Here is a 20,920-nt window from a genome sequence, read left to right as displayed (position 1 = left end):
GGCCGGTGCCGTGGCTCCGGCCGGAGCGGGGCTCCCGGGCCGCTGCACGGTGAGGACGTAGGCCGCGACGGCCACGACGACCGTGAGCAACGCCCCCAGGAGCAGAATAATCGGACGACGGCGGCCTGCCGCCGGGGACGGGGGAGGGGACGCCGCGGAAGCCGCGGCTGCTGGCTCCGGAGCGTTCCCCATGAACGGACGCTAGCACCGCTGCTGCCGCGGACTAAGGGTCCAAGGGCCTCTCCTGGCGCCTCGCCCGGCCGGGCTTAGTTGCCGTTCTCGAACTTGTTCGCTGCGACGTACTCGCCCAGGGTGTCAGAGGCCATCGCCGCGGAAATCTTTTGGATGGCGTCCGGGTCGGCCAGCACGATCGACTGGCCGTCCGTGGACGTTCCGATGCCCCCGGTCGGCAGGGTGAACATGACGGTGTTCTGCGCCCGGATGTCCTTGAGCTCGAGCCCCAGCCCTGCCACGGCTCCCGAATCAAAGGTCTTGTCGACCGTGACGAACGGCGAGACGGCACCGACCATGTTGTTGATGGTGATCGGGTTGCTCAGCGTCTGGCCGGCAGTCGATTTCTTGATGATGGCCCGCAGGAACTCCTGCTGGTTGCGGACCCGCTGGTAGTCGCCGTCGGCGTAGGCGTGGCGTTCGCGCACGAAGGCCAGGGCTTGGGTTCCGTCGAAGGTGTGCTGGCCCGGGGCGAAGGACTGGCCCGGCAGTGCGGTGGAGCTGAACGGCACCTTGATGTTCACAGTTACCCCGCCCATCGCGTCGGTGAGGCCCTTGAAGCCCTCGAAGTCGATCATCGCCACGTGATCGATGCGCTGGTGGAAGATCGACTCGATGGTCTGCACCATCAGCGGCGTACCGCCAAGGGCCAGTGCCGAGTTGATTTTCGCCTCGCCGTGCCCGGGGATGTCCACCCAGAGGTCGCGCATGATGGACATCGTGTAGATGTTCTTGCGGTCCGCCGGGATGTGCATGAGCATCAGCGTGTCCGCGCGCTGGTTCGTGGGCGTTCCGCCCGCGGCATCAGCCTCGGTGGCGCCGCGGCTGTCGCTGCCCATCACCAGGATATTCATCGCGGTGTTGGTCTTCTGCGGACGCGTGGACTCGTCGGGGAAGGCCTGCTCAATCTTGCTCGTGCCGGAGTCGAAGGTCCGTGCCAGGTTGAAGAGGTAGCCGCCAGCCACCACCGCGACGAGCGCCACGACTACGGCGACGGCGATCAGCACCTTGCGGCCCCGGTGTTTCCTCACGGGCCGCCGTTCCCTGGATCCGGCCGCGGGGACTTGGTCTGCGCTGTCGAAGGGGTGCGTCATGTATTCCTCTTGGTCAGTCGGGACGGTGCCCGGAATCTATCTGTCGCTACTCAGGCTGGCTGCACTCAGGCTGGCTGCGCCGGGGGCCAGGTGCCGGAAAGTGGGCCCGGTGGCGGCCTTCTTTACAGTACACCGGGCGCGGCAACAACAGTTTTGGACCAAGAAGGCACTAGATAACGCGGGGTTCCCCGGATATGAAGCGCACTGTTGCCTGCGTCACACTCCCTGCCTAGGCTGGGGGCGGTCGCAGCGTCGCGGCCAAACCGGTCGCAGCGTCGCGGCCAAAGCAGTAAATGCACGAACAGGGGAATCGTTTGAACCACAAACTCCGGGTTCTTGTCAGGCTCGACCTCGATTGCGGTCAGGCAGAAGTAGCAGCGCAGGGACATGTGACGGCAAGAAGCCTCCAGGCCCTGTACGTGGTGGTCAAGCGGGCGAATCACCTGAGAGAAGGACTCCATCTGGTGTTGGATGTCAGCCACGCCGTGGTGGAGCCGGCAGCCCTGGAGCAGCTGCGGGAGTGCTCAGCCTCCCACCACCTGCCCGCCGCCATTGATCCGCTTCAGTCCGAATGCCAGCTCAGCATCGTGGCGCCGGTGGAACCGATGGCGGTTCCCCGGGCCAGGAGGTTGGCGGCATAGCTCCGGGCCGTCGAACGAAAACCCCTCCGGGAGTGCCCGGCTCTTGCGGCCACTCAGCCGTTGTGGAACTCAGCTGTGGTGCGCGCGAAACGCAGGATGGTGAGGAGCGCGGGCGCGAGCTCGTACTCCATCTGCCGGTACATTCCCTCGCCGAGCCCGTAGGGATCCACGACGTCGTCCTCTGAAGCGTCCTGGGCAAGTGTCAGGTGCCGGACCGCAGCGGCCCGGGCGGGCAATTCGCGCCAAAAGCTTCTCAGGTCCACCGCCGGATCCGCCGTGCCATCCCGCTGGGTGCTGCCGCGCTGTTCCAGGACCCTCAGCATGCGCGCGAACTCGCGGATGGTGAACGTGCGCCGGAGCAGGGAGGCATCCATCTGCAGTGCTTCGCCGCGGTGATGTGCGGCCATGGTCAGGACCAGATCGGTGTCGCGCAGGATCGTCGGCGTCAACTGCCGGGCGGCAAAGCCGTCCGGTGTTCCGCCATAGCTCCGGATGATGTCCGCTGAGCTGGGCTGGACGGGCTCGCCCACCATGGCCCGGGTGCCGGCACTCTCTACCTCGAAGGCGCCGGGTTTCATCCGGTCAAGTCCTGCCTGGAGCAGGCGTTCTGCGACGGGGGAACGGCAGATGTTCCCTGTACAGACGGTCAGGATCCGAATGGGTGGGGACGACTCCAAGGCTTCCATTTTCCGTTTCGTGATGCTTAGCGGCGACGTAATGTTCGAGCTTATCTTCCCCCGGGCACGGGCGCGCGTTTCCCGCTGGCTGGATGACTGGCCCGACGGCTGGATGACTGGCTGGATGGCTGGACGGCGCTATTCGGCGGACGGCCGCCGTCGTTGCTGTTTCGTCGCTGCCCGCTGTTCCTTTGCGGCGAGGCGTCGACGGTTCGAGCCGCGGGTGGGTTTGGTCGCCCGGCGGCGGGCGGCCTCGGGGGCAAGACCCTCTGCCACGAGGCCGGCGAGCTTGGCCAGGGCGATCTCGCGGTTGCGCAGCTGGGAGCGCTGCTCGGCGGCGGTCACGGTGATCACTCCGGCGATGAGGCGCCGTTCAAGGCGGGTGGCCAGTATCAGCCGTTGACCATCCGAGAGCGCCGTCGAGGCCGCGACGTTCCACGAGAGTTCGACGCGGCTGTCCGAGGTGTTGACGTGCTGGCCGCCTGGCCCGGACGAGCGCGAGAACCGCCAGCGGAGTTCCGACGCGGGAATGGTGAGCGCGGCCGACACCTCCAGATCCATGCAACCAGCGTTACACGGATTCCTGTCCTTGACGCATCTCCGGCCTTCCGCATATCCTGAACGAACGGTCGGTAATTATTTATCCGAAATCATTAGGAGCAACCATGGCATCGCAGACCCTGCAGTCAGTGCCCGCCGAGCCATCGCAGGCACGGCATGAACTGAGCCCCGAGGACGCGGCCCGGCTCGACGCCGAGGGCCAGGCATACTTCGACAAGGTCATGGCGGAAGATTCCCGGATCGAGCCGCGTGACTGGATGCCCCCGGCCTACCGCAAAACGCTCCTGCGCCAGATCTCGCAGCACGCGCACTCGGAGATCATCGGCATGCAGCCCGAAGCCAACTGGATCTCCCGCGCCCCGAGCCTGAAGCGTAAGGCCATCCTCATGGCCAAGGTCCAGGACGAGGCCGGCCACGGTCTCTACCTGTATTCCGCTGCTGAAACCCTCGGCCAGCCGCGCGATCAGATGATGCAGGACCTGATGGACGGAAAGGCCAAGTACTCCTCCATCTTCAACTACCCCGCCCGCACCTGGGCCGACATGGGTGCCATCGGCTGGATGGTCGACGGCGCCGCGATCGCCAACCAGGTGCCGCTCTGCCGCGCCTCCTTCGGCCCCTACGGCCGGGCCATGGTGCGGGTCTGCAAGGAAGAGTCCTTCCACCAGCGCCAGGGCTTCGAGATCCTGCTGGAACTCTCCAACGGCACCCCCGAGCAGAAGCAGATGGCACAGGAAGCGGTCAACCGCTGGTACGCCCCCGCCCTGATGATGTTCGGCCCGCCGGACGACGATTCGCCCAACTCCAAGCAGTCCATGGCCTGGAACATCAAGCGGTTCAGCAATGACGAGCTCCGCAACCGGTTTGTCGGCATGATGATGGAGCAGGTCAAGGTCCTCGGCCTGACGCTTCCGGACAAGGACATCCGGTTCAACGAGGAAACCAAGAAGTGGGAGCACGGGCCGCTGGACTGGGATGAATTCCATGAAGTCCTGGCCGGCCGCGGCCCCTGCAACGCCCAGCGCCTGGAACGGCGCCGCGAGGCACACCAGAACGGCGCCTGGGTGCGCGAAGCCGCCGCCGCCTACGCCGAGAAGCAGAGCCGCAAGCAGAAGGAATCCGCAGCATGACAACCGAACCCCACGCAGGAAACGTCTGGCCCATCTGGGAAGTATTCGTCCGCTCCAGCCGCGGCCTGTCCCACGTCCATGCAGGATCGCTGCACGCGCCCGACGCGGCCATGGCCCTGCGCAACGCCCGGGACCTCTACACCCGCCGCAACGAAGGGGTATCCATCTGGGTGGTCCCGGCCGAGGCCATCGCCTCCAGCGACCCCGATTCCAAGGGTTCCTTCTTTGAATCCCCCCAGGGCAAGGACTACCGCCACGCCACGTATTACACCAAGAGCGAGGGCGTGAAGCACCTGTGAGCACCACTCCCGAAACAGACATGCACGACAGCGGCCACGGCGACATCTCCGTCGGCGTATCCGGTGCGGGCGCCAGCGGTGACGGCACCGCGAGCGCCACCCGCATCACCCCTGGCAACGCCCTCCGTCCGGAAGACATCGCTCTCGCCGTCAACCGCGGCTCCGCGAAGCCGAGCGAGGACGCTGCCGAGTTCGCCCTGCGCCTGGGTGACGACGCACTGATCCTGGCCCAGCGCCTGGGTCACTGGATCTCCCGCGCGCCGGAGCTCGAAGAGGACGTCGCCCTCGGCAACATCGCCCTGGACGAACTGGGCCATGCCCGGTCCTTCCTCAGTTATGCCGGCGGCCTGGATGGGCGCAGCGAAGACGATCTCGCCTACTTCCGCCGCGAGCACGAGTTCCGCTCCGCGGCGCTCTTCGAGCAGCCGAACGGGGACTTCGCCGTCACCATCGCCCGGCAGTTCGTGGTCAGCTACTATCAGTTCGAGCTCTACCGCCGGCTGACGTCCTCCACCGACTCCACCCTGGCCGGCATCGCCGCCAAGGCGGTCAAGGAAGTTGACTACCACCGGGACCACAGTGCCCAGTGGGTGCTGCGCCTGGCCCTCGGCACGGACGAATCGCGCCGGCGCATGATCCAGGCGTTCAAAGTCGTCTGGCCCTTCGTCGATGAGTTGTTCCGCGACGACGAACTCACCGGACGCCTCAGCGAAGCCGGCGCCGCGCCGCAGCCGTCGAGCCTGCGCGAGGACTTCGACCGGCTCACCGGCGAGATCCTGGCCGAAGCCGAGCTCGAGGTCCCCAACGTCCAGCCATCACCGGGCGGGGGCCGCCGCGGCCTGCACTCCGAACACCTCGGCTACATCCTCGCCGAGATGCAGGTGCTCGCCCGCGAGTACCCCGGAGCCAACTGGTAGGGACCATGGAAATGTTTGTCTCCGATCCGGAAACCGCCGAGCGCCGCAACGCCGCCAAGGGCAATACTGCCCGGGAGAAGGCCTGGGCGGTCGCTGCCACCGTGTGCGACCCCGAAATCCCGGTCCTCACCATCGCGGACCTCGGCATCCTGCGCGATGTCCAGGTCTCGACGGAACCAAGCACTGACGACGGCGGGATGGTTCCCGCCGTCCAGGTCATCATCACCCCGACGTACTCCGGCTGCCCCGCCATGGACGCCATCCGGGATGACCTCACCACGGCTTTCCACCGCGCGGGGTACCCGAGCGTCCGGGTCGAACTAGTCCTCTCGCCGGCCTGGACCACTGACTGGATGAGTGCCGACGGCAAGGCCAAGCTGGAACAGTACGGGATAGCCCCGCCGTCCGGCCGGGCGGCTGTTGACGGAAAAGCAGCCCGGCACGCCGGCCCGGTCCGGCTCTCGCTCGCCGTCAAATGCCCCCAGTGCTCATCTCTGAACACCAAAGAACTCACCCGCTTCGGTTCCACATCCTGCAAGGCCCTCTACGTGTGCCAGGACTGCAAGGAACCGTTCGACTACTTCAAAGTCTTGTAAGGAACAGGTGCTTCCATGAAGGTTGTCCGCCAGACCGCCGCGGAGTCGGCCGCAGCCACCGGCCGCCGTCGTGCGTCCTTCCACACCCTGACGGTGGACGAAGTCCGCCGTCTCACCGACGACGCCATCGAGGTGACGTTCGGGGTCCCGGCCGAGCTCGCCGGCCAGTTCGACTACCTGCCGGGCCAGTACGTCGCGTTGCGCACCACCCTGCCCGACGCCGACGGCCAGCCGCACGAGATCCGCCGCAGCTACTCGATCTGCGCCGAACCGCGCAGTTTCGCGGACGGCAGCAGTGAAATCCGCGTGGCCATCAAGAAAGACCTCGGGGGCCTGTTCTCCACGTGGGCCAATGCCGAACTCAAGGCAGGCGACGTCCTTGACGTCATGAGCCCCATGGGAGCCTTTGTCTCCAAGCACGGCCGGGACGGCAAGTCCGTGGAACAGAACGTCATGAACTCCATGAACCATCCGGAAGAGTTGGCGGGCGAGCCCGGCTCTTTCGTGGCGATTGCCGCGGGCTCCGGCATCACTCCCGTGATCGCCATTGCCCGCACCCTGCTGGCGGCCCACCCGGAGACCCGCTTCGACCTCGTCTACGCCAACAAGGCCGCGATGGACGTGATGTTCCTGGAAGAACTCGCGGACCTGAAGGACAGATACCCCGCCCGGCTGGCCTTGCACCACGTGCTCTCGCGTGAACAGCGGATCGCGCCGCTGCTCAGCGGCAGGATCGACGCCGAGAAGCTGCAGGCGCTGCTGGGCACCGCGATCCACGCCGAGGACGTCGACGAATGGTTCCTCTGCGGCCCGTTCGAACTCGTCCAGCTCTGCCGGGACACCCTCGCCGCGCGCGGCGTCGCCCCGGAGCATGTCCGCTTCGAGCTGTTCACTTCGGGCAAGCCGGAGCGCCCCGAGGGCAACATTGGCCGGCCCGTGGTCACGGACGAATCCAAGGAAACCTACAAGATCACGTTCAAGCTGGACGGGCTGCAGGGCGAAGTGGCCAGCCCCACCCATGCCCGCGAGTCCATCCTCAACGCCGCGCTCCGGGTCCGCCCCGATGTGCCGTTCGCCTGCGCCGGCGGCGTCTGCGGCACCTGCCGGGCCAAGGTGGTCAGCGGCAACGTCACCATGGACGAGAACTACGCCCTGGAGCAGGATGAACTCGACAAGGGCTACGTCCTGACCTGCCAGTCCCACCCCACCACACCGGAAGTCACGGTCGACTTCGACGTCTAAGGTTTTTCGACGTCCAGGCCTTTTCGAATCCAAGGAGCCCCATGATTTCCCTCTCCATTGCCGACGGCGTCGCCGAGGTCGTACTCGACGCCCCGCACAAGCTCAACTCCCTCGACGAGCAGGCGCTCGCGGATTTGTCCCGGGCGTACGACGACGCCGCTGACGCCGCCGGGCGCGGCGAGGTCCGGGCGCTGCTGCTCCGCGGCGAGGGCCGGGCCTTTTGCGCCGGCCGTGACATTGCCGGCGTTACACCGGAGAGCGATGACGCGCAGGCCTACCTCGGCGGGCTCGTCCAGCCGCTGCTGAAGAAAATGAGCGCCTTCCCCGCGCCCACGTTCGCCGCCGCCCAGGGCGCCTGCCTCGGCGTGGGGCTGGGGCTGCTGCTGGCCACGGATGTGGTCTACGTGGCAGAGAATGCCAAGGTCGGCTCACCGTTCGCCAAGCTCGGTGCCACCCTCGATTCGGGCGGGCACTGGTATTTCACCGAGCGCCTCGGCATGCACCGGACCCTGGACCTGATCTACACCGCCGAGCTCATGAGCGGCGCCGACGCCGTGGCGCAGGGCCTGTTCAGCCGGGCCATGCCCGCGGCGGAGCTGCTGGAGAATACACGCGCCATCGTGGCCAACGTTGCCACCGGTGCCACGGGTGCGTTCCGGGCCAGCAAAGAACTCGTCGCGCACATCCGGGACCAGCGGCTGGGGCTGTGGGAGGCCATGGAAGAGGAAAACGCAGAACAGGCACGGCTGTGCAAGAGCGAGGACTACGCCGAGGGTTTCCGGGCCTTCCAGGAGAAGCGCAGCCCGGTTTTCAAGGGCTGAGGGCCGGCCCGGTCGGGGTACCCGGAAACGCATTTCCCGGGTACTCGTCTTTGCTTCGAAGCATTCTCATTTCCGGAACCCGCTTGTAATGTTCGGTTATGACTCTGGGGAAATCTGTAAATAAGGCTGTCATACCCGCGGCGGGTCTGGGAACGCGGTTCCTCCCGGCAACCAAGGCGATGCCAAAGGAAATGCTGCCCGTGGTCGACCAGCCGGCCATCCAGTACGTGGTGGAAGAAGCCGTCCGGGCCGGGCTGACGGATCTGCTCATGGTGACCGGGCGCCAGAAGCGGGCGCTGGAGGACCACTTTGACCGCGAGCCCTCGCTGGAGCACGCCCTCGAACTCAAGGGTGATTTCGACAGGCTGGAGGCCGTCCGCCATGCTTCCCGCCTGGGCCCGCTGCACTACGTGCGCCAGGGCGACCCCAAGGGGCTCGGTCATGCCGTCCTCTGCGCCCGCCAGCATGTCGGGTACGAACCGTTCGCCGTCCTGCTGGGCGATGACCTGATCGACGAGCGGGACGAGCTGCTGACCGCCATGATGGATGTCCAGGCCCGGACTGGCGGCTCGGTTGTGGCCCTGATCGAGGTGGATCCGGCGGAAATCAGTGCCTACGGCTGCGCCGACGTTTCGGTTGTGCCGGGCCAGGATCATGTGCGGGTCAACCGGCTCGTGGAGAAGCCTGCCGCCGCCGAGGCCCCGTCCAACCTGGCCGTGATCGGCCGGTACATCCTGCATCCGGAGATTTTCGATGTCCTGGAGGACACTCCGCCCGGCCGCGGCGGCGAAATCCAGCTGACCGACGCGCTGCAGACCCTTGCCGTGTCCGACTGCGAGGGCGGAGGCGTCTACGGGGTGGTCTTCCGGGGCCGCCGGTACGACACCGGAGACAAACTGAGCTACCTCAAGGCGGTCATCTCGATCGCAGCCGACCGGGTGGAATTCGGCGAAGAGCTCCGGGCCTGGATGAAAGCGTTCGTCAGCTAGCGGGTGTCCAGGTCCTCGAATACCAGGAACGTCTGGGTGTCCAGGACTCCGGGCATGGACTGCAGCTGATCGAAGATCACCCGGCGAAGGTCGATGTTGTCCACGGCGCGCACCAGCAGGATGACATCGAAGTCCCCGCCGACCAGAGCGATGTGATGGACCTCGGGGATCGCGCGCAGGAGTTCGCGCAACTCGCGCCAGGAATGCTGGCGCACTTTCAGCGTGACGTAGGCAGAAGACTTCAACCCGGCTTTGATGGGATCCACCAGGGCGGTGAACTTGGTCAGGACGCCTTCGCCCGTGAGCCGGGCGATCCGGGTGTAGGCGTGGGCGCGGGAAATGTGAACGTTCTCGGCCACCTGTGTCACCGACATCCGGCCGTCCCGGGTCAGCTCCGCGATGATGTTCCGGTCCACATCGTCCAGCGGCACCGCCACCTGCTCTGATTCGAGCTCTGCCATTCGTCTACGACTCCCGCCGGTAATCCAGCTCACACTTACGATTTGTCTTCCAGATTAGGGCAAATTTGTGGACATCTCCACGATTTGCCGTGGGGCTGGATACGAAACATCGGCTGGCGGCATACTGGGAAAGATTAGTGGCTACAGAAGGACGGACCAATGACGATCTCCGCAGACCACGCTGCGCAGCCAGCTGCGCAGCAGGCCGCGCAACAAGATCCAGCCGGTGATGCCGTGAGCAAGTTCGGTATCACCGTTGAGGACTACATGCTGCCCGCACGCCACCAGATCCAGATGGTGGGCCCGGACGGAACCCTGAATCCCCACACGGAACAGGGTACCCAGCCGGGGCACGAGTACAGCCTGCCCAGCGAGACCGAACTGATGGCCGCCTACGAGCAGCTCGTCATCGGCCGCCGCGTCAATGACCAGAACTCCGCGCTGGTCCGGCAGGGCCGCATGGCCGTCTACCCCTCGAGCCACGGCCAGGAGGCGTGCCAGGTTGCCGCCGCACTGTGCCTTGCCGAGGGTGACTGGCTGTTCCCCACCTACCGCGACTCCGTGGCCGTCATGGCCCGGGGCGTGGATCCGGTCCAGACGATGACGCTCTTCCGCGGCGACTGGCACGGCGGTTACGACCCCGCCAAGAACAAGGTCGGCATCCAGTGCACCCCGCTGACCACCCAGTTGCTGCACGGCGTCGGCGTTGCCCACGCCGCCAAGCTGCGCGGCGAGGACACCGTGGTCCTGGCCATGTGCGGCGACGGCGCCACGAGCGAAGGCGATTTCCACGAGGCCCTGAACTTCGCCGCCGTCTTCCACCTGCCAGTGGTCTTCTTCGTCCAGAACAACCAGTATGCGATCTCCGTGCCGCTGGCGCACCAGTCCGTTGCGCCCTCCCTGGCCCACAAGGCCGTGGGCTACGGCATGGCCGGCGAACGCGTGGACGGCAACGACATCGTGGCCCTGCTCGCCGTGCTCGGCCGGGCCGTCAAGCTCGCCCGGGAAGGTTCCGGCCCGCTGCTGGTGGAGGCGCACACCTACCGGATGCAGGCGCACACCAACGCCGATGACGCCACCCGCTACCGGCAGGACAGCGAGGTCGCCGAATGGGTGGCGAAGGACCCGCTGAGCCGGATGCAGACCTACCTGACGGACCGCGGCCTGCTGGACGACGACCGCGCCGCCGTGATCGCCGACAAGGCGGAGGCGGTAGCCACGCAGCTGCGCGAAGGCCTCAGCGAAGAGGTTCCGGTGGAACCGCAGGATCTCTTCAAGTACGTCTTCTCCACCCCCACACCACAGCTGAAAGAACAGTCCGCCATGCTCGCCGACGAACTGGCCCGCGACGCCGCATCCACCTCAAGGGAGGCCGGGAAATGAGCCCCACCATCACCACGTCCTCCGAGGCGAACGGCAACGTCAGCGCCGCGACCGCCCGCGCCGCCGCCAAGGCTGCTGTTGCGGCCGAGCAGGCCGGCCCGCAGACCATCACCCTGGCCAAGGCCCTGAACACCGCGATGGCGGACGCCATGCACGCGGACCCCTCGGTCCTGGTCTTCGGCGAGGACGTCGGCATGCTCGGCGGCGTCTTCCGCATCACGGACGGGCTCACCAAGACCTTTGGCACGAGCCGCTGCTTCGACACCCCGCTGGCCGAATCCGGCATCGTCGGCATGGCCGTCGGCATGGCAATGAACGGCATGCGCCCGGTCATCGAAATGCAGTTCGACGCGTTCGCGTACCCGGCCTTCGAACAGATCGTCAGCCACGTCGCCAAGATGCACAACCGCACCAAGGGCGCCGTGAAGCTGCCCATGGTCATCCGGGTCCCTTACGCCGGCGGCATCGGGGGAGTGGAGCACCACTGCGACTCGTCCGAGGCCTACTACGCGCACACTGCCGGTCTGAAGGTCTTCACCCCGGCCACCGTGGCCGACGGCTACCGGATGCTTCGCGAAGCCATCGACTCCGATGACCCCGTGATGTTCATGGAGCCCAAGAAGCTGTACTGGTCCAAGGACCAGGTGGACCTGGACGCGCTGCGCGCCGAGCACGCCGCGAACACCGAGCGCGGCACGTCCTCCGAGGGCCGGGCCGCCGTCGCCCGCCCCGGCACCGACGCCACGCTGATCGCCTACGGTCCGTCCGTTCCGACGGCGCTCGCCGCAGCGGCCGCCGCCGCCGAGGAAGGCCGCTCGCTGGAAGTGATCGACGTCCGCTCGATCGTGCCGTTCGATGATGAGACCGTCTGCGCCTCGGTCCGCAGGACCGGCCGCGCCGTGGTGATCGCCGAAGCCCACGGCTTCGCGTCCGTGGCCTCGGAAATCGTCGCCCGGGTCCAGGAACGCTGCTTCCACCACCTGGCCGCACCGATCCGCCGCGTCACCGGCTTCGACGTGCCGTACCCGGCGCCGAAGCTCGAGCACTACTACCTGCCCGGCGTGGACCGCATCCTCGACGCCGTTGACGACCTCCAGTGGGAAGACTGACCATGAGCGAACCGAAAGTATTCCTCCTGCCGGACCTGGGYGAAGGCCTCACCGAAGCCGAGCTCGTGAACTGGCTCGTGGCCGTGGGCGACGAGATCCGCGTGGACCAGCCGATCGCCGAGGTGGAGACCGCCAAGTCCATGGTGGAGGTGCCCTCCCCGTACGCCGGCACCGTGGCCGTGCTGCACGGCGAACCCGGCCAGACGCTCGACGTCGGCAAGCCGCTGATCTCTGTGATGCCGGTCGGTGTTGCTGTTTCCTCCGTTTCCRCTGGTGGCGCCGCCACAGGCAATGCCGCCCCCGGTGGGGCCGGCACGGATGATGCCGCTGGTGGCGCCGCCACAGGCGATGCCGCCCCCGCCCCTTCGCCGGACGGCATTGCTGCAAGCAGCATGCCGTCCGGCTCCGACAGGCCCGATGCCACTCCCGGGGCGGCATCGCCTGCGTCGGCTGGGTCTGCGGGTAAGGCGCCGGCCGTTGTTGCTGACTCGCCTGTCGCTCCTGTTTCTTCGCCTGCTGCTGTTGCGGCTGAGGCTTATCGCGAGGAGGAGAAGGCCGGGTCCGGCAATGTCCTGATTGGTTATGGGACTCCGGGCGGGCATGGGGTTGCCCGGCGGACCCGGGCTCCTAAGCGGGCTGCGGGGGCCGAGCCGGTTTCCGGGGTTTCGGCTGAGGAGAAGGCTGCCGATGACCTGGTGCTGCTGCGCACCCGGGTTCCCGGGAAACTGGGGGCCGTTATTTCTCCGCTGGTTCGCCGGATGGCGCGCGATCATGGGGTTGATTTGGGGGAACTCCACGGCTCGGGGGCCAGCGGGCTCATCATGCGGCGCGATGTTGAGGCCGTCATCAAGCCGTCGCCGGTGGTTGAACGTCCGGCTGCTGCGGAGTCTGCCGCGCCGGCCGCGCCCGCCGCGGGTTCCGGCACCGACGCGCGCACCGGTCTGGGCATTTCCGGACGCACGGCGGTCCGGGGAGTGCGGAAGGCCGTCGCGGCAAACATGTCGCGCAGCCGCTCCGAGATCCCGGAAGCCACGGTGTGGGTGGACGTGGACGCCACTGCGCTGGTGGAGATGCGTGCCGCGCTGAAAAAGGCGGACCCGCACAACACCCCGGGCCTGCTGGCCTTCATCGCACGGTTTGTCACTGCCGGGCTCAAGAAGTTCCCGGAGCTCAACACCCGGATCGTGACCACCGAGGATGCCGCGGGTGGGGCGATGCAGGAGATTGTGGCCTTCGACGGCGTCAACCTCGGGTTCGCGGCGCAGACCGACCGCGGACTGATGGTGCCGTCGGTACGGAACGCGGACAAGCTCAGCGCCCGCGAACTGGACGCCGAAATCCGCCGCCTCACCGCCGTCGTGCGCGAGGGCAAAGCGACCCCGGCGGAACTGGGCAGCGGCACGTTCACGCTGAACAACTACGGCGTGTTCGGGGTTGACGGTTCCGCCGCGATCATCAACCACCCCGAGGTGGGGATCCTCGGCGTCGGGCGGATCATCGACAAGCCCTGGGTGGTCAACGGCGAGCTCGCCGTCCGCAAGGTCACCGAGCTGACGCTCACGTTCGACCACCGGGTGTGCGACGGCGGAGCGGCCGGCGGCTTCCTGCGCTACGTCGCGGACGCGATCGAGAACCCGGGGTCGGCACTCGCGGACATGTGAGGCTTAACCGGGGATCTGCATCCCGGGTGAGGGGACAGGGGCCGCGCAATCACTCTTGTGCGGCCCCGGCGGCCCCTGCGGTCCCCGGCCGCGCCGAAAGCCACCGTGCCAGCCACGACGCCGGCAGGAGCAGCAGCCACGCGAACGGCGTGTAGGCCTTGAGGACGAACGCCGCGGGAATTGAGAGCAGGAAGACCAGCGCCACGGCAATCCGCGCATAAAAGATCCGGCGGTGGACGTGGGCGGCCATCTCGCGGTCCATGAGCCCCGCATGCTTCGCATAACCCCAGATGGCCGCCAGCATCAAATAGACAGCGGCAATGTTGGCGGCGTACAGGACGCTCGGCCACGGGGTGGGGTCGTCCCCGTAGTCGCTGAGGATCGACGTCGGACCGGGCAGCATGGCGATGAAGAACAAGAGGGCAAGATTCAGCCAGGCCAGGTTCGCATTGAAGCGGCGGATGAGGGCAAAGTCGGAGTGGTGGGACATCCACGTCTTGGCGATGATGACAAAGGACAGGGCGTACGCCAGCAGCTGCGGCAGGGCAGCAACCAGGGCGTCGTCCACCTGGTCCGCGGGAATTCCTTCAGGCAGTTTCAGGTCCAGGGCCAGGAGGGTCAGGGCTATGGCGAAGACGGCATCGCTGAAGAACACCATCCGCTCCAGGGACGTGCCGGATTTCAACGGGAGCCACCCCCATTCGTTCGGTGGAGCACCTGGCTCATCGAGGGAAGTAGCCCACAGGCTACACCGCCGCGCGGGCCACGACGAGGGGTCCGGGCATACCCGCCACAGGGACGGGACGGGCATGCCCTGAAGGGAAATGCCAGCCAGCGCGGGTAGAATCGAGGCCTGTACAGCACCAACAACGCTGGACCAACAATGCCGGAAAAGCGTCGGAAATACGGAGATTCAATGTCACGATGGCTCGAGGTCGGTCCGGACAACTACGCACTGACAACTCAAGGTTCCCTGCTCAACACGGGTCTGGTGGTCGGCACCGAACGCGCCATGGTGATCGACACCGGCGGCGGGCCCCGGCAGGGCCGCGAGATCCTGGCTGCCGTGCGGGAAAAGACCGGGCTGCCGCTCGTCGTGGTCAACACGCACGCCCACTATGACCACTTCTTCGGCAACGCAGTCTTCGCCAGTGAGGGCGTCACGGAGTTCTGGGCTCACGAGAACTGCGCCGCGGAAATCGAGGAGAACGGTGACGAGCAGCGCCGGCTGGTGGCCTCCGCGGAACCCGAAATGGCGGCCGGTCAGGGCTCTGACGCTGAGTTGGTGGTTCCCAACGCCATCGTGAAGGACCAGCCGGTCCTGGTGGATCTTGGCGGGCAGACCGCCACCTTGTTCTATCTGGGCCGCGGACACACCGACGGCGACCTCCTGGTCGGCACGGCAAGCACCCTCTTCGCCGGCGACCTCGTCGAACAGGGTTCCCACCCGTCCTTCGAGGACTCATTCCCGGAAGACTGGGCCGACGCCCTCCGGCACCTCTCCGCGCTGCGGCACCGCTACGAATTCCTGATTCCCGGCCACGGCGAACCGTGCTCGGACCAGTTCGTCAAGACCATGGCCAACACCATGACCACCGCGGTCCGGCAGGCGATCCAGGCCACCCGGGAAACCCCGGACGACGCCACCAAGGCCATCCCGATCCTGCCGTACGGCCCCGAACAGTCGCGCTGGTTCATCAAGCGCCTGCAGGACACGCGGGCCCACCGCTAGGGCCGGGAAATTGGCGGTAATGGTAAGTGTGCTCATTACTGCCCCTAGACTTGTTCCTTGAACGATGTCAATCGAGCACTGCAGCGGTCTGCGCTGTGATCCCTGGGGGGAACGAACATGCCAGAACCGGTCGAAAACAAGACCGCCAACGCCCTCGCTGAAGCTGAAACAGCTGCAGAGCAGGCCCAACTCCCGCGTCGGAGAGACCGCCGCCGCGGCGACGACTCCGACGCCTGGACAGGAACCATGCCCATCATTTCGAGCAACCAGGCCGAACAGCGCCCAACAGCCCCCAGCAGTTCCTGGGCGGAGGCCGCCGCTGCCGCTGACGCGCCGGCGCGCCCGCAGCCTGCCAAACCGTCCAAGGATCCCGTGCTGAAGCCGCCTGCCCCCGAGGCCGCACCTGCCGTGCCCGCCCAGCCCACCCGTTCCACCCGTTCGGCCAGCAAAGCCGCGGCCCTGGCCGACGCCCCGCTGCCCGACTTCATCAGCTCACCGGGTCTTTTTGTCCGCGAGCAGAAGCCCCGGCCCGTCGGCGGTTTCCGCGGTGCCCTCTACAACCTGACCGGCGGCGGCCTGAACCTTGGCCCGAGCGCCAGGCAGCGTGAGGAAGACGAACTGGCCCGGCGCATCTCCCGCCAGCTCCAGGGCAGCTACAACACGGCCGTCCTGAGCCTCAAGGGCGGCATCGGGAAGACCTCCACGACGGTCGGCGTCGGACTGACCCTGGCCGAGTTCCGCGGCGATCCTCCGTGCGCCATCGACGCCAACCCCGATTCCGGCGATCTCGTCGAGCGCGCCCTCGGCGAGGGGATCTACCAGCAGCAGAGCCCGCGCACCATCACGGACCTGCTCAGGAACATCGAGTCAGTCGATTCCCTCACCGCCCTGGCCCGCTACATGCACCACGCCGGCAGGCTCCACCTCATTGCCGGCGAGCAGGACCCCGAGGTCTCAGATTCGCTGACGGCCGAGGAATACCTGCGGATCCGCAAGCTCATCTCCGCCTACTACTCCGTGGCGCTGATCGACTGCGGCACGGGCGTGACCCACAATGCCATGAGCGGCATCCTGCAGTCGGCGGACAACCTGATCATCGCGGCCGGCTATGCCGTCAGCGGCGCCAAGCGGGCCCGCAGCACGCTTCACTGGCTGGCCAGCCACGGTTACGAAGACCTGGCCCGCAACGCCGTCGTGGTCATCACCGACAAGGACGAGGTGTCCACCCGGGTGGACAAGGACGCCATCGAGGAACACCTGTCCGGCATCTGCCGTCAGTTGATCGCGGTTCCGCACGACCGCGGGGTGGCCGACGGCGACCTCGTCACCCTTGATGTGCTTCGCCCCGAAACGCGGCGCGCGTACCGGGAGATCGCCGCGGCAATCGTCGACGGATACGTCTAAGCGCGACCCGTGCCGACCTCCGCGGTACATTTGAGCATGGCCAACAACTCGCTCGGGGTCGACGCCGCCCGCCACCTCCAGGACCTGCTTTTGGGGACCGACAACGTCGAGGACTTCCTGGGCCGCCTTGCGGAGTTCTCGGCCGCCACGCTGAGCCGCACGACCGGCGCCGAGATTGATTGCGGCGTGACCTTGCAGCGCCGCAAGCGGACCATGACGGTCGCGGGCAGCAGCCCGCGGGCGGTCACCCTGGACCGCATTGAACAGACCCTCGGCGAAGGCCCCTGCATCGAGGCGCTGCGGACCAGGTCCGTGGTCCTGCTGGCGGATGTCGACGCCGATCCCCGCTGGCCCGACTACCAGCGGCAACTTGCCGCCAACGGCTGCCGCAGCACGCTGGGCGTTCCGCTGGAAATCGGCGACGACGCCGCCGCGGCCCTGAACTTCTTCGGGGCGGACACCGGGCTGTTCACGGACGACATCATTGCGGAGGCGGCCGGATTCGCCGACCTCGCCGGCCGCGCCCTCCGGCTGGCCGTGCGGCTCGGAACCTTCCAATCCCGGGCCGAAGATCTCCAGGCGGCCATGGAACACCGCACTTCCATTGATCTGGCGTGCGGCGTGATCATGGCCCAGAACCGCTGCTCCCAGGACCAGGCCATGGCCATCCTCACCAGGGTCTCCAGCAACCGGAACCAAAAGCTCCGGGAAGTCGCCGAGGACGTGCTCCGGCACCTCACCAGCGAGGAAGTCCGCACCCACTTCGACGCGTAGGGCAGGGACGGCCGCGGCGSRTGCCTAGGATGAAGGGGATGACCACCACACGCCTCGCGCCCTTCAGCCTCCGCAGCATCGCCGTTCCCGCGTTCGGGCCGGCCCTCATGTTCAGCCTGGGGGAGGGCGCGATCCTGCCCGTGGTCGCCCTGTCCGCCCGTGATCTTGGCGCCTCCGTGGCCGGGGCCGCGCTGATTGTGACGCTGATCGGCCTCGGATCGTGGTTCTTCAACCTGCCGGCGTCACTGATCACGCTGAAATTCGGGGAACGCTGGGCGATTGTGGGGGCCGCGGCCGCCAGCGCATTCGCCCTCGCCGCGGCGGCGGTCGCTCCGCTGTTTTCCGGCGGCCTCTGGGTGCTGGCGACGGCGATGGTGGTGGTCGGCATGGCCGCCAGCGTATTCAGCCTGGCCCGGCAAAAATACCTGACCGAGGCCGTGCCGGTCATGCTCCGGGCCCGGGCCCTGTCCACCCTCGGCGGCGTCAACCGGATCGGGATCTTCATCGGCCCGTTCGTTGGCGCCGCCGTGATGCAGTTTGCCGGCATCAGCGGGGCCTACTGGGCCGGCGTCGTGGCGATGGCCGCCGCGGCGGCCGTGTCGGTCACCATCCCCGACCTCGAGGCGAAGCCGCAACCGGCCGACGGCCTTCCGGTGCAACAGCCCACCTTGCGCAGCGTCGCGGTGTCCCACGCCGGCGTCTTCCTGAGCGTGGGGGCCGGGGTGCTGCTGCTGAGCGGGCTGCGCGCCTCGCGTCAGGTGGTCATCCCGCTGTGGGCCGATCACCTGGGCCTGGACCCCACCCAGGCCTCGCTGATCTACGGGATCTCCGGGGCGATCGACATGCTGGTGTTCTATCCGGCAGGAAAGCTGATGGACCGCAAGGGCCGGCAATGGGTGGCCGTGCCGTCCACACTGATCATGGGGACGGCCATGGTGCTGATTCCGCTCAGCACGGGCTTCGTCTCGCTCATGCTGGCGGCGCTCCTGATCGGCTTCGGCAACGGGATCAGTTCGGGCCTGAACATGACGCTCGGGGCCGACTTCTCGCCGAACAACGGCCGCGGCCAGTTCCTGGGCATCTGGCGCTTCATGGCCGACGCCGGCGCGACGGGCGGGCCCGTGTTGCTCTCCGCCGTCACCGCCGCCGTGTCCCTGGGGGCCGGCGTGGCCGCGACCGGTGTGATCGGCTTCGCCGCCGCGGCCGTCTTCGCCGTGACCATTCCGCGGCTCAAACACCGCCGGAACTACTGACCGGCCGGGGCGCCGGCGCCCAAGCAGGCAGTGATTAACAGGTAGCGACTACTCGGGCGACGCCTGCGTGGGCTCAGTAAGGTCGTGGAACCGCGCCGGTGCATCGAGACCGGCCCTTCGTGGGGCGGCACGAGTGCCGCAGTCAGGGTCCGCCCGTGATTATTTGCAGCGCATGGTCTCCGCCCGGATGGGTGATGCGTTTCGACGCAAAAAAATGAGGAGATGCTCATGTTAGGAAAACAGTCCCGCTGGTTCGCGCCCCTGGCCGCAACAGCGGCTCTGCTATTTGCTGCTTCGCCCGCGGGTGCAACTGTCACACGTCCGCCCAACCCGCCGGATTTTGTTGTTCCGGCCGACCTAGCGTGCGGCTTTGATCTGGGCGTCTCCGGCACCGGCGGAAAGATTACACGGATTGACTTCAAGAACGGCAACTTCTTTCAGGTTGGCAAGGGAGTCATACTGACCTATACCAACTTGAGCAACGGGAAGACGTACAGGGTAAACACGGCCGGAACAGTGGCCAAATTCACCCAAAATCCGGACGGAAAAACTTGGACGTTCAGCGCCGCAGGCCACTTTGGGTTTATCTTCTTTCCGACAGATGCGCCCGGGGCCGGGGCCTTCCAGTACACCGGACAGTTAAAGCTCACCATTGACTCGCCGGCGACCGTGAACGTGAAATCCGTGGACGCCAGCGCAGGCAAAGCCGTGGACATCTGCGCACGCCTCAAGTAGCTATCGCAGGATCTGCTTAGGCCCGGGCGCGCTGTTRTTCCCGGGCCTACGTGCGCCGCGCTAGCGTTCCTGGTGCAGGGGCCTGTCCCGCCGTCGTGGGTCCGGCTGCAGGGCGGCCAAGCCGAACAGCCACACGCCGGCCACCGTTGCGAGGTAGCCGGCAATGACGATCAGGGACGTGCCGGCCCAAAAGTAGCTGGTGGTGCTGACCTCCTGGCCGCCCGGGCCGATGCTGAGCAAGGCGACGGCCGCCACCCCGGCCGCGGCGAGACCGGTGAGGACGGGAAGCGCCACCCATACCCTGGCCGAGGCCCAGTGTTCGTTGTAGCCGTTCCAGACGTTCCAGCCCGGGCCCCGGCGGATGATCATCCAGCCGGCCGGGATCATGAAAGCCCCGACCACCAGGAAGGCCGCCATCACATCGGCGGGCCGGTGCCACTGGTTGATCAGCGTGGACACGCCCGTGGYGACGGCGAAGCTGCCGCCCAGATAGCCGGCCAGCGGCCGCCAGCGCGGCGAAACCATGAGGAACACGGCGGCGGCGGCCGAGGCCGCCATGGTGGTGTGGCCCGAGGGCAGCGAATTCAGTTCCAGCGTCTCAACCCCGCGGTACGGCCGGACCGGAAGCCAGTCCTTCAGGATCTGGGTGGCAAGGTTGGCGCCCACACACGCCGCAATCGCAATCACCGCCGCAGACCAGCGGCGCCGCAGGATGGTGACGAACACGACCACAACCGACGCGATCACCACGGAGAGCGCCGGCAGCCAGTCCAACAGCTTGGTGGCGGCCTTGCCCGCGGTCCCGCTGAGCGCCACGGCTTCCACGAGGGCCGATTCGTCAATGAACTGGCCCGTGGTGGTACGGACAAAGAAGACATAGGTGACGGCCAGCGCAGCGATGCAGGCAACCGTGGCCAGCACGAACAAGGCTGCGGTGGCCTTGCCGGGGGACCACCGCGCCTGCGGATCCGGTGTTGTGCGGTCCCGTGTGCTGCGCTCTGGCGTCTCGGGCGCACTCGCCGGGAGGACTTGTGTTTCCGCAACCTGTGTTTCCTGGACCATTACCTCCTGGGCTGGGATCTCCCGGGCCTGGGTTTTCTGGGCCTCTGTTTCATAGACCGGGGCAGACGGGTCCCAAGGGGTGCGTTCCTGCCGAAAAGTCATGCCATTAAGAGTCCCATAGAACCCTGCGTGCCAGCTGAAGGGCCGG

Annotated in this window: 22 protein-coding genes and 1 pseudogene; 16 read left to right on the top strand and 7 right to left on the bottom strand. The window is 67.0% G+C overall.

Going from position 1 to position 20,920, the window contains the following annotated elements:
- A pseudogene (locus tag AC1DHX_RS09540) lies at window positions 1–192 on the bottom strand (hypothetical protein); the annotation flags it as partial.
- A gap of 74 nt (window positions 193–266) precedes the next feature.
- A complete protein-coding gene (locus tag AC1DHX_RS09535) occupies window positions 267–1,262 on the bottom strand; it encodes an LCP family protein (protein ID WP_476859314.1) in 996 nt (331 codons plus the stop codon).
- A 452-nt stretch (window positions 1,263–1,714) separates the two neighbouring features.
- Here AC1DHX_RS09535 and AC1DHX_RS09530 point away from each other — a divergent pair, with 452 nt between their 5' ends.
- Window positions 1,715–1,966 carry a hypothetical protein gene (locus AC1DHX_RS09530; RefSeq protein WP_343213085.1) on the top strand — a complete coding sequence of 84 codons (252 nt, stop codon included), beginning with the start codon at window positions 1,715–1,717 and terminating at the stop codon, window positions 1,964–1,966.
- 53 nt (window positions 1,967–2,019) lie between these two features.
- Here the strand turns inward: AC1DHX_RS09530 and AC1DHX_RS09525 are convergent, their stop codons facing one another.
- Together AC1DHX_RS09525 and arfB are read right to left on the bottom strand one after the other, a co-directional pair.
- On the bottom strand, window positions 2,020–2,643 hold the full coding sequence (locus AC1DHX_RS09525) for an arsenate reductase/protein-tyrosine-phosphatase family protein (RefSeq protein WP_476859405.1): 624 nt from the start codon (window positions 2,641–2,643) through the stop codon (window positions 2,020–2,022).
- Window positions 2,644–2,781: 138 nt separating this feature from the next.
- Window positions 2,782–3,204, bottom strand: a complete 423-nt coding sequence (gene arfB / locus AC1DHX_RS09520; RefSeq protein WP_476855587.1) for an alternative ribosome rescue aminoacyl-tRNA hydrolase ArfB — start codon at window positions 3,202–3,204, stop codon at window positions 2,782–2,784.
- 104 nt (window positions 3,205–3,308) lie between these two features.
- On the opposite strand from arfB, the gene paaA reads away from it, so the two are divergent.
- The 7 genes from paaA to galU all read left to right on the top strand — a co-directional run bounded on the left by paaA (window position 3,309) and on the right by galU (window position 9,198).
- On the top strand, window positions 3,309–4,334 hold the full coding sequence (gene paaA, locus AC1DHX_RS09515) for a 1,2-phenylacetyl-CoA epoxidase subunit PaaA (protein WP_476859315.1): 1,026 nt from the start codon (window positions 3,309–3,311) through the stop codon (window positions 4,332–4,334).
- A complete protein-coding gene (gene paaB / locus AC1DHX_RS09510; protein ID WP_079554945.1) occupies window positions 4,331–4,633 on the top strand; it encodes a 1,2-phenylacetyl-CoA epoxidase subunit PaaB in 303 nt (100 codons plus the stop codon). Before paaA ends, paaB begins: the two co-directional genes overlap by 4 nt.
- A gap of 20 nt (window positions 4,634–4,653) precedes the next feature.
- Entirely contained in the window at window positions 4,654–5,550 is an 897-nt protein-coding gene (gene paaC / locus AC1DHX_RS09505) for a 1,2-phenylacetyl-CoA epoxidase subunit PaaC (RefSeq protein WP_476859406.1), read from the top strand.
- An 11-nt stretch (window positions 5,551–5,561) separates the two neighbouring features.
- Window positions 5,562–6,146 carry a 1,2-phenylacetyl-CoA epoxidase subunit PaaD gene (paaD, locus tag AC1DHX_RS09500; protein ID WP_476859407.1) on the top strand — a complete coding sequence of 195 codons (585 nt, stop codon included), beginning with the start codon at window positions 5,562–5,564 and terminating at the stop codon, window positions 6,144–6,146.
- A 15-nt stretch (window positions 6,147–6,161) separates the two neighbouring features.
- On the top strand, window positions 6,162–7,388 hold the full coding sequence (gene paaE, locus AC1DHX_RS09495; RefSeq protein ID WP_476859316.1) for a 1,2-phenylacetyl-CoA epoxidase subunit PaaE: 1,227 nt from the start codon (window positions 6,162–6,164) through the stop codon (window positions 7,386–7,388).
- A 41-nt stretch (window positions 7,389–7,429) separates the two neighbouring features.
- A complete protein-coding gene (locus AC1DHX_RS09490) occupies window positions 7,430–8,209 on the top strand; it encodes an enoyl-CoA hydratase/isomerase family protein (protein WP_476859317.1) in 780 nt (259 codons plus the stop codon).
- A 98-nt stretch (window positions 8,210–8,307) separates the two neighbouring features.
- Window positions 8,308–9,198: a UTP--glucose-1-phosphate uridylyltransferase GalU gene (gene galU / locus AC1DHX_RS09485; RefSeq protein WP_476855591.1), complete on the top strand. Its 891-nt coding sequence runs from the start codon at window positions 8,308–8,310 to the stop codon at window positions 9,196–9,198.
- Here the strand turns inward: galU and AC1DHX_RS09480 are convergent.
- Window positions 9,195–9,659, bottom strand: coding sequence for an Lrp/AsnC family transcriptional regulator (locus AC1DHX_RS09480; RefSeq protein ID WP_026537452.1), 465 nt, complete (start codon window positions 9,657–9,659; stop codon window positions 9,195–9,197). The genes galU and AC1DHX_RS09480 overlap by 4 nt on opposite strands.
- Before the next feature lie 159 nt (window positions 9,660–9,818).
- Between AC1DHX_RS09480 and pdhA the strand changes: the two genes are divergently transcribed.
- From pdhA to AC1DHX_RS09465, 3 genes are read left to right on the top strand one after another with little or no spacing between them, the layout of a single operon-like run.
- Window positions 9,819–11,042 (top strand): pyruvate dehydrogenase (acetyl-transferring) E1 component subunit alpha, encoded by a 1,224-nt coding sequence (pdhA, locus tag AC1DHX_RS09475; protein WP_476859318.1) that lies wholly within the window; start codon window positions 9,819–9,821, stop codon window positions 11,040–11,042.
- Window positions 11,039–12,151, top strand: coding sequence for an alpha-ketoacid dehydrogenase subunit beta (locus AC1DHX_RS09470; RefSeq protein ID WP_476859319.1), 1,113 nt, complete (start codon window positions 11,039–11,041; stop codon window positions 12,149–12,151). Before pdhA ends, AC1DHX_RS09470 begins: the two co-directional genes overlap by 4 nt.
- A gap of 2 nt (window positions 12,152–12,153) precedes the next feature.
- Window positions 12,154–13,812 carry a dihydrolipoamide acetyltransferase family protein gene (locus AC1DHX_RS09465; RefSeq protein ID WP_476899986.1) on the top strand — a complete coding sequence of 553 codons (1,659 nt, stop codon included), beginning with the start codon at window positions 12,154–12,156 and terminating at the stop codon, window positions 13,810–13,812.
- 49 nt (window positions 13,813–13,861) lie between these two features.
- Here AC1DHX_RS09465 and AC1DHX_RS09460 read toward each other — a convergent pair whose 3' ends face one another.
- Window positions 13,862–14,497: a TMEM175 family protein gene (locus AC1DHX_RS09460; protein ID WP_476859321.1), complete on the bottom strand. Its 636-nt coding sequence runs from the start codon at window positions 14,495–14,497 to the stop codon at window positions 13,862–13,864.
- Window positions 14,498–14,728: 231 nt separating this feature from the next.
- Here AC1DHX_RS09460 and AC1DHX_RS09455 point away from each other — a divergent pair, with 231 nt between their 5' ends.
- The 5 genes from AC1DHX_RS09455 (at window position 14,729) to AC1DHX_RS09435 (ending at window position 19,710) form a co-directional block, all read left to right on the top strand.
- Window positions 14,729–15,544, top strand: a complete 816-nt coding sequence (locus AC1DHX_RS09455; protein WP_476859322.1) for an MBL fold metallo-hydrolase — start codon at window positions 14,729–14,731, stop codon at window positions 15,542–15,544.
- 117 nt (window positions 15,545–15,661) lie between these two features.
- Window positions 15,662–16,948 carry a MinD/ParA family ATP-binding protein gene (locus AC1DHX_RS09450; protein ID WP_476855598.1) on the top strand — a complete coding sequence of 429 codons (1,287 nt, stop codon included), beginning with the start codon at window positions 15,662–15,664 and terminating at the stop codon, window positions 16,946–16,948.
- Window positions 16,949–16,984: 36 nt separating this feature from the next.
- Entirely contained in the window at window positions 16,985–17,722 is a 738-nt protein-coding gene (locus AC1DHX_RS09445) for a GAF and ANTAR domain-containing protein (RefSeq protein ID WP_476859323.1), read from the top strand.
- Between the two features lie 38 nt (window positions 17,723–17,760).
- A complete protein-coding gene (locus AC1DHX_RS09440) occupies window positions 17,761–18,975 on the top strand; it encodes an MFS transporter (protein WP_476859324.1) in 1,215 nt (404 codons plus the stop codon).
- 228 nt (window positions 18,976–19,203) lie between these two features.
- Window positions 19,204–19,710: a hypothetical protein gene (locus tag AC1DHX_RS09435; protein WP_476859325.1), complete on the top strand. Its 507-nt coding sequence runs from the start codon at window positions 19,204–19,206 to the stop codon at window positions 19,708–19,710.
- Window positions 19,711–19,770: 60 nt separating this feature from the next.
- On the opposite strand, the gene AC1DHX_RS09430 is transcribed toward AC1DHX_RS09435, so the two are convergent.
- Window positions 19,771–20,874, bottom strand: a complete 1,104-nt coding sequence (locus AC1DHX_RS09430; protein ID WP_476899985.1) for a phosphatase PAP2 family protein — start codon at window positions 20,872–20,874, stop codon at window positions 19,771–19,773.
- Between the last annotated feature and the right edge of the window lie 46 nt (window positions 20,875–20,920).

Source organism: Arthrobacter sp. 05N33_2, assembly GCF_056397425.1.
The sequence above is the reverse complement of the archived record's forward strand: the minus strand, read 5'-3'. Positions and strand labels throughout refer to the sequence as shown.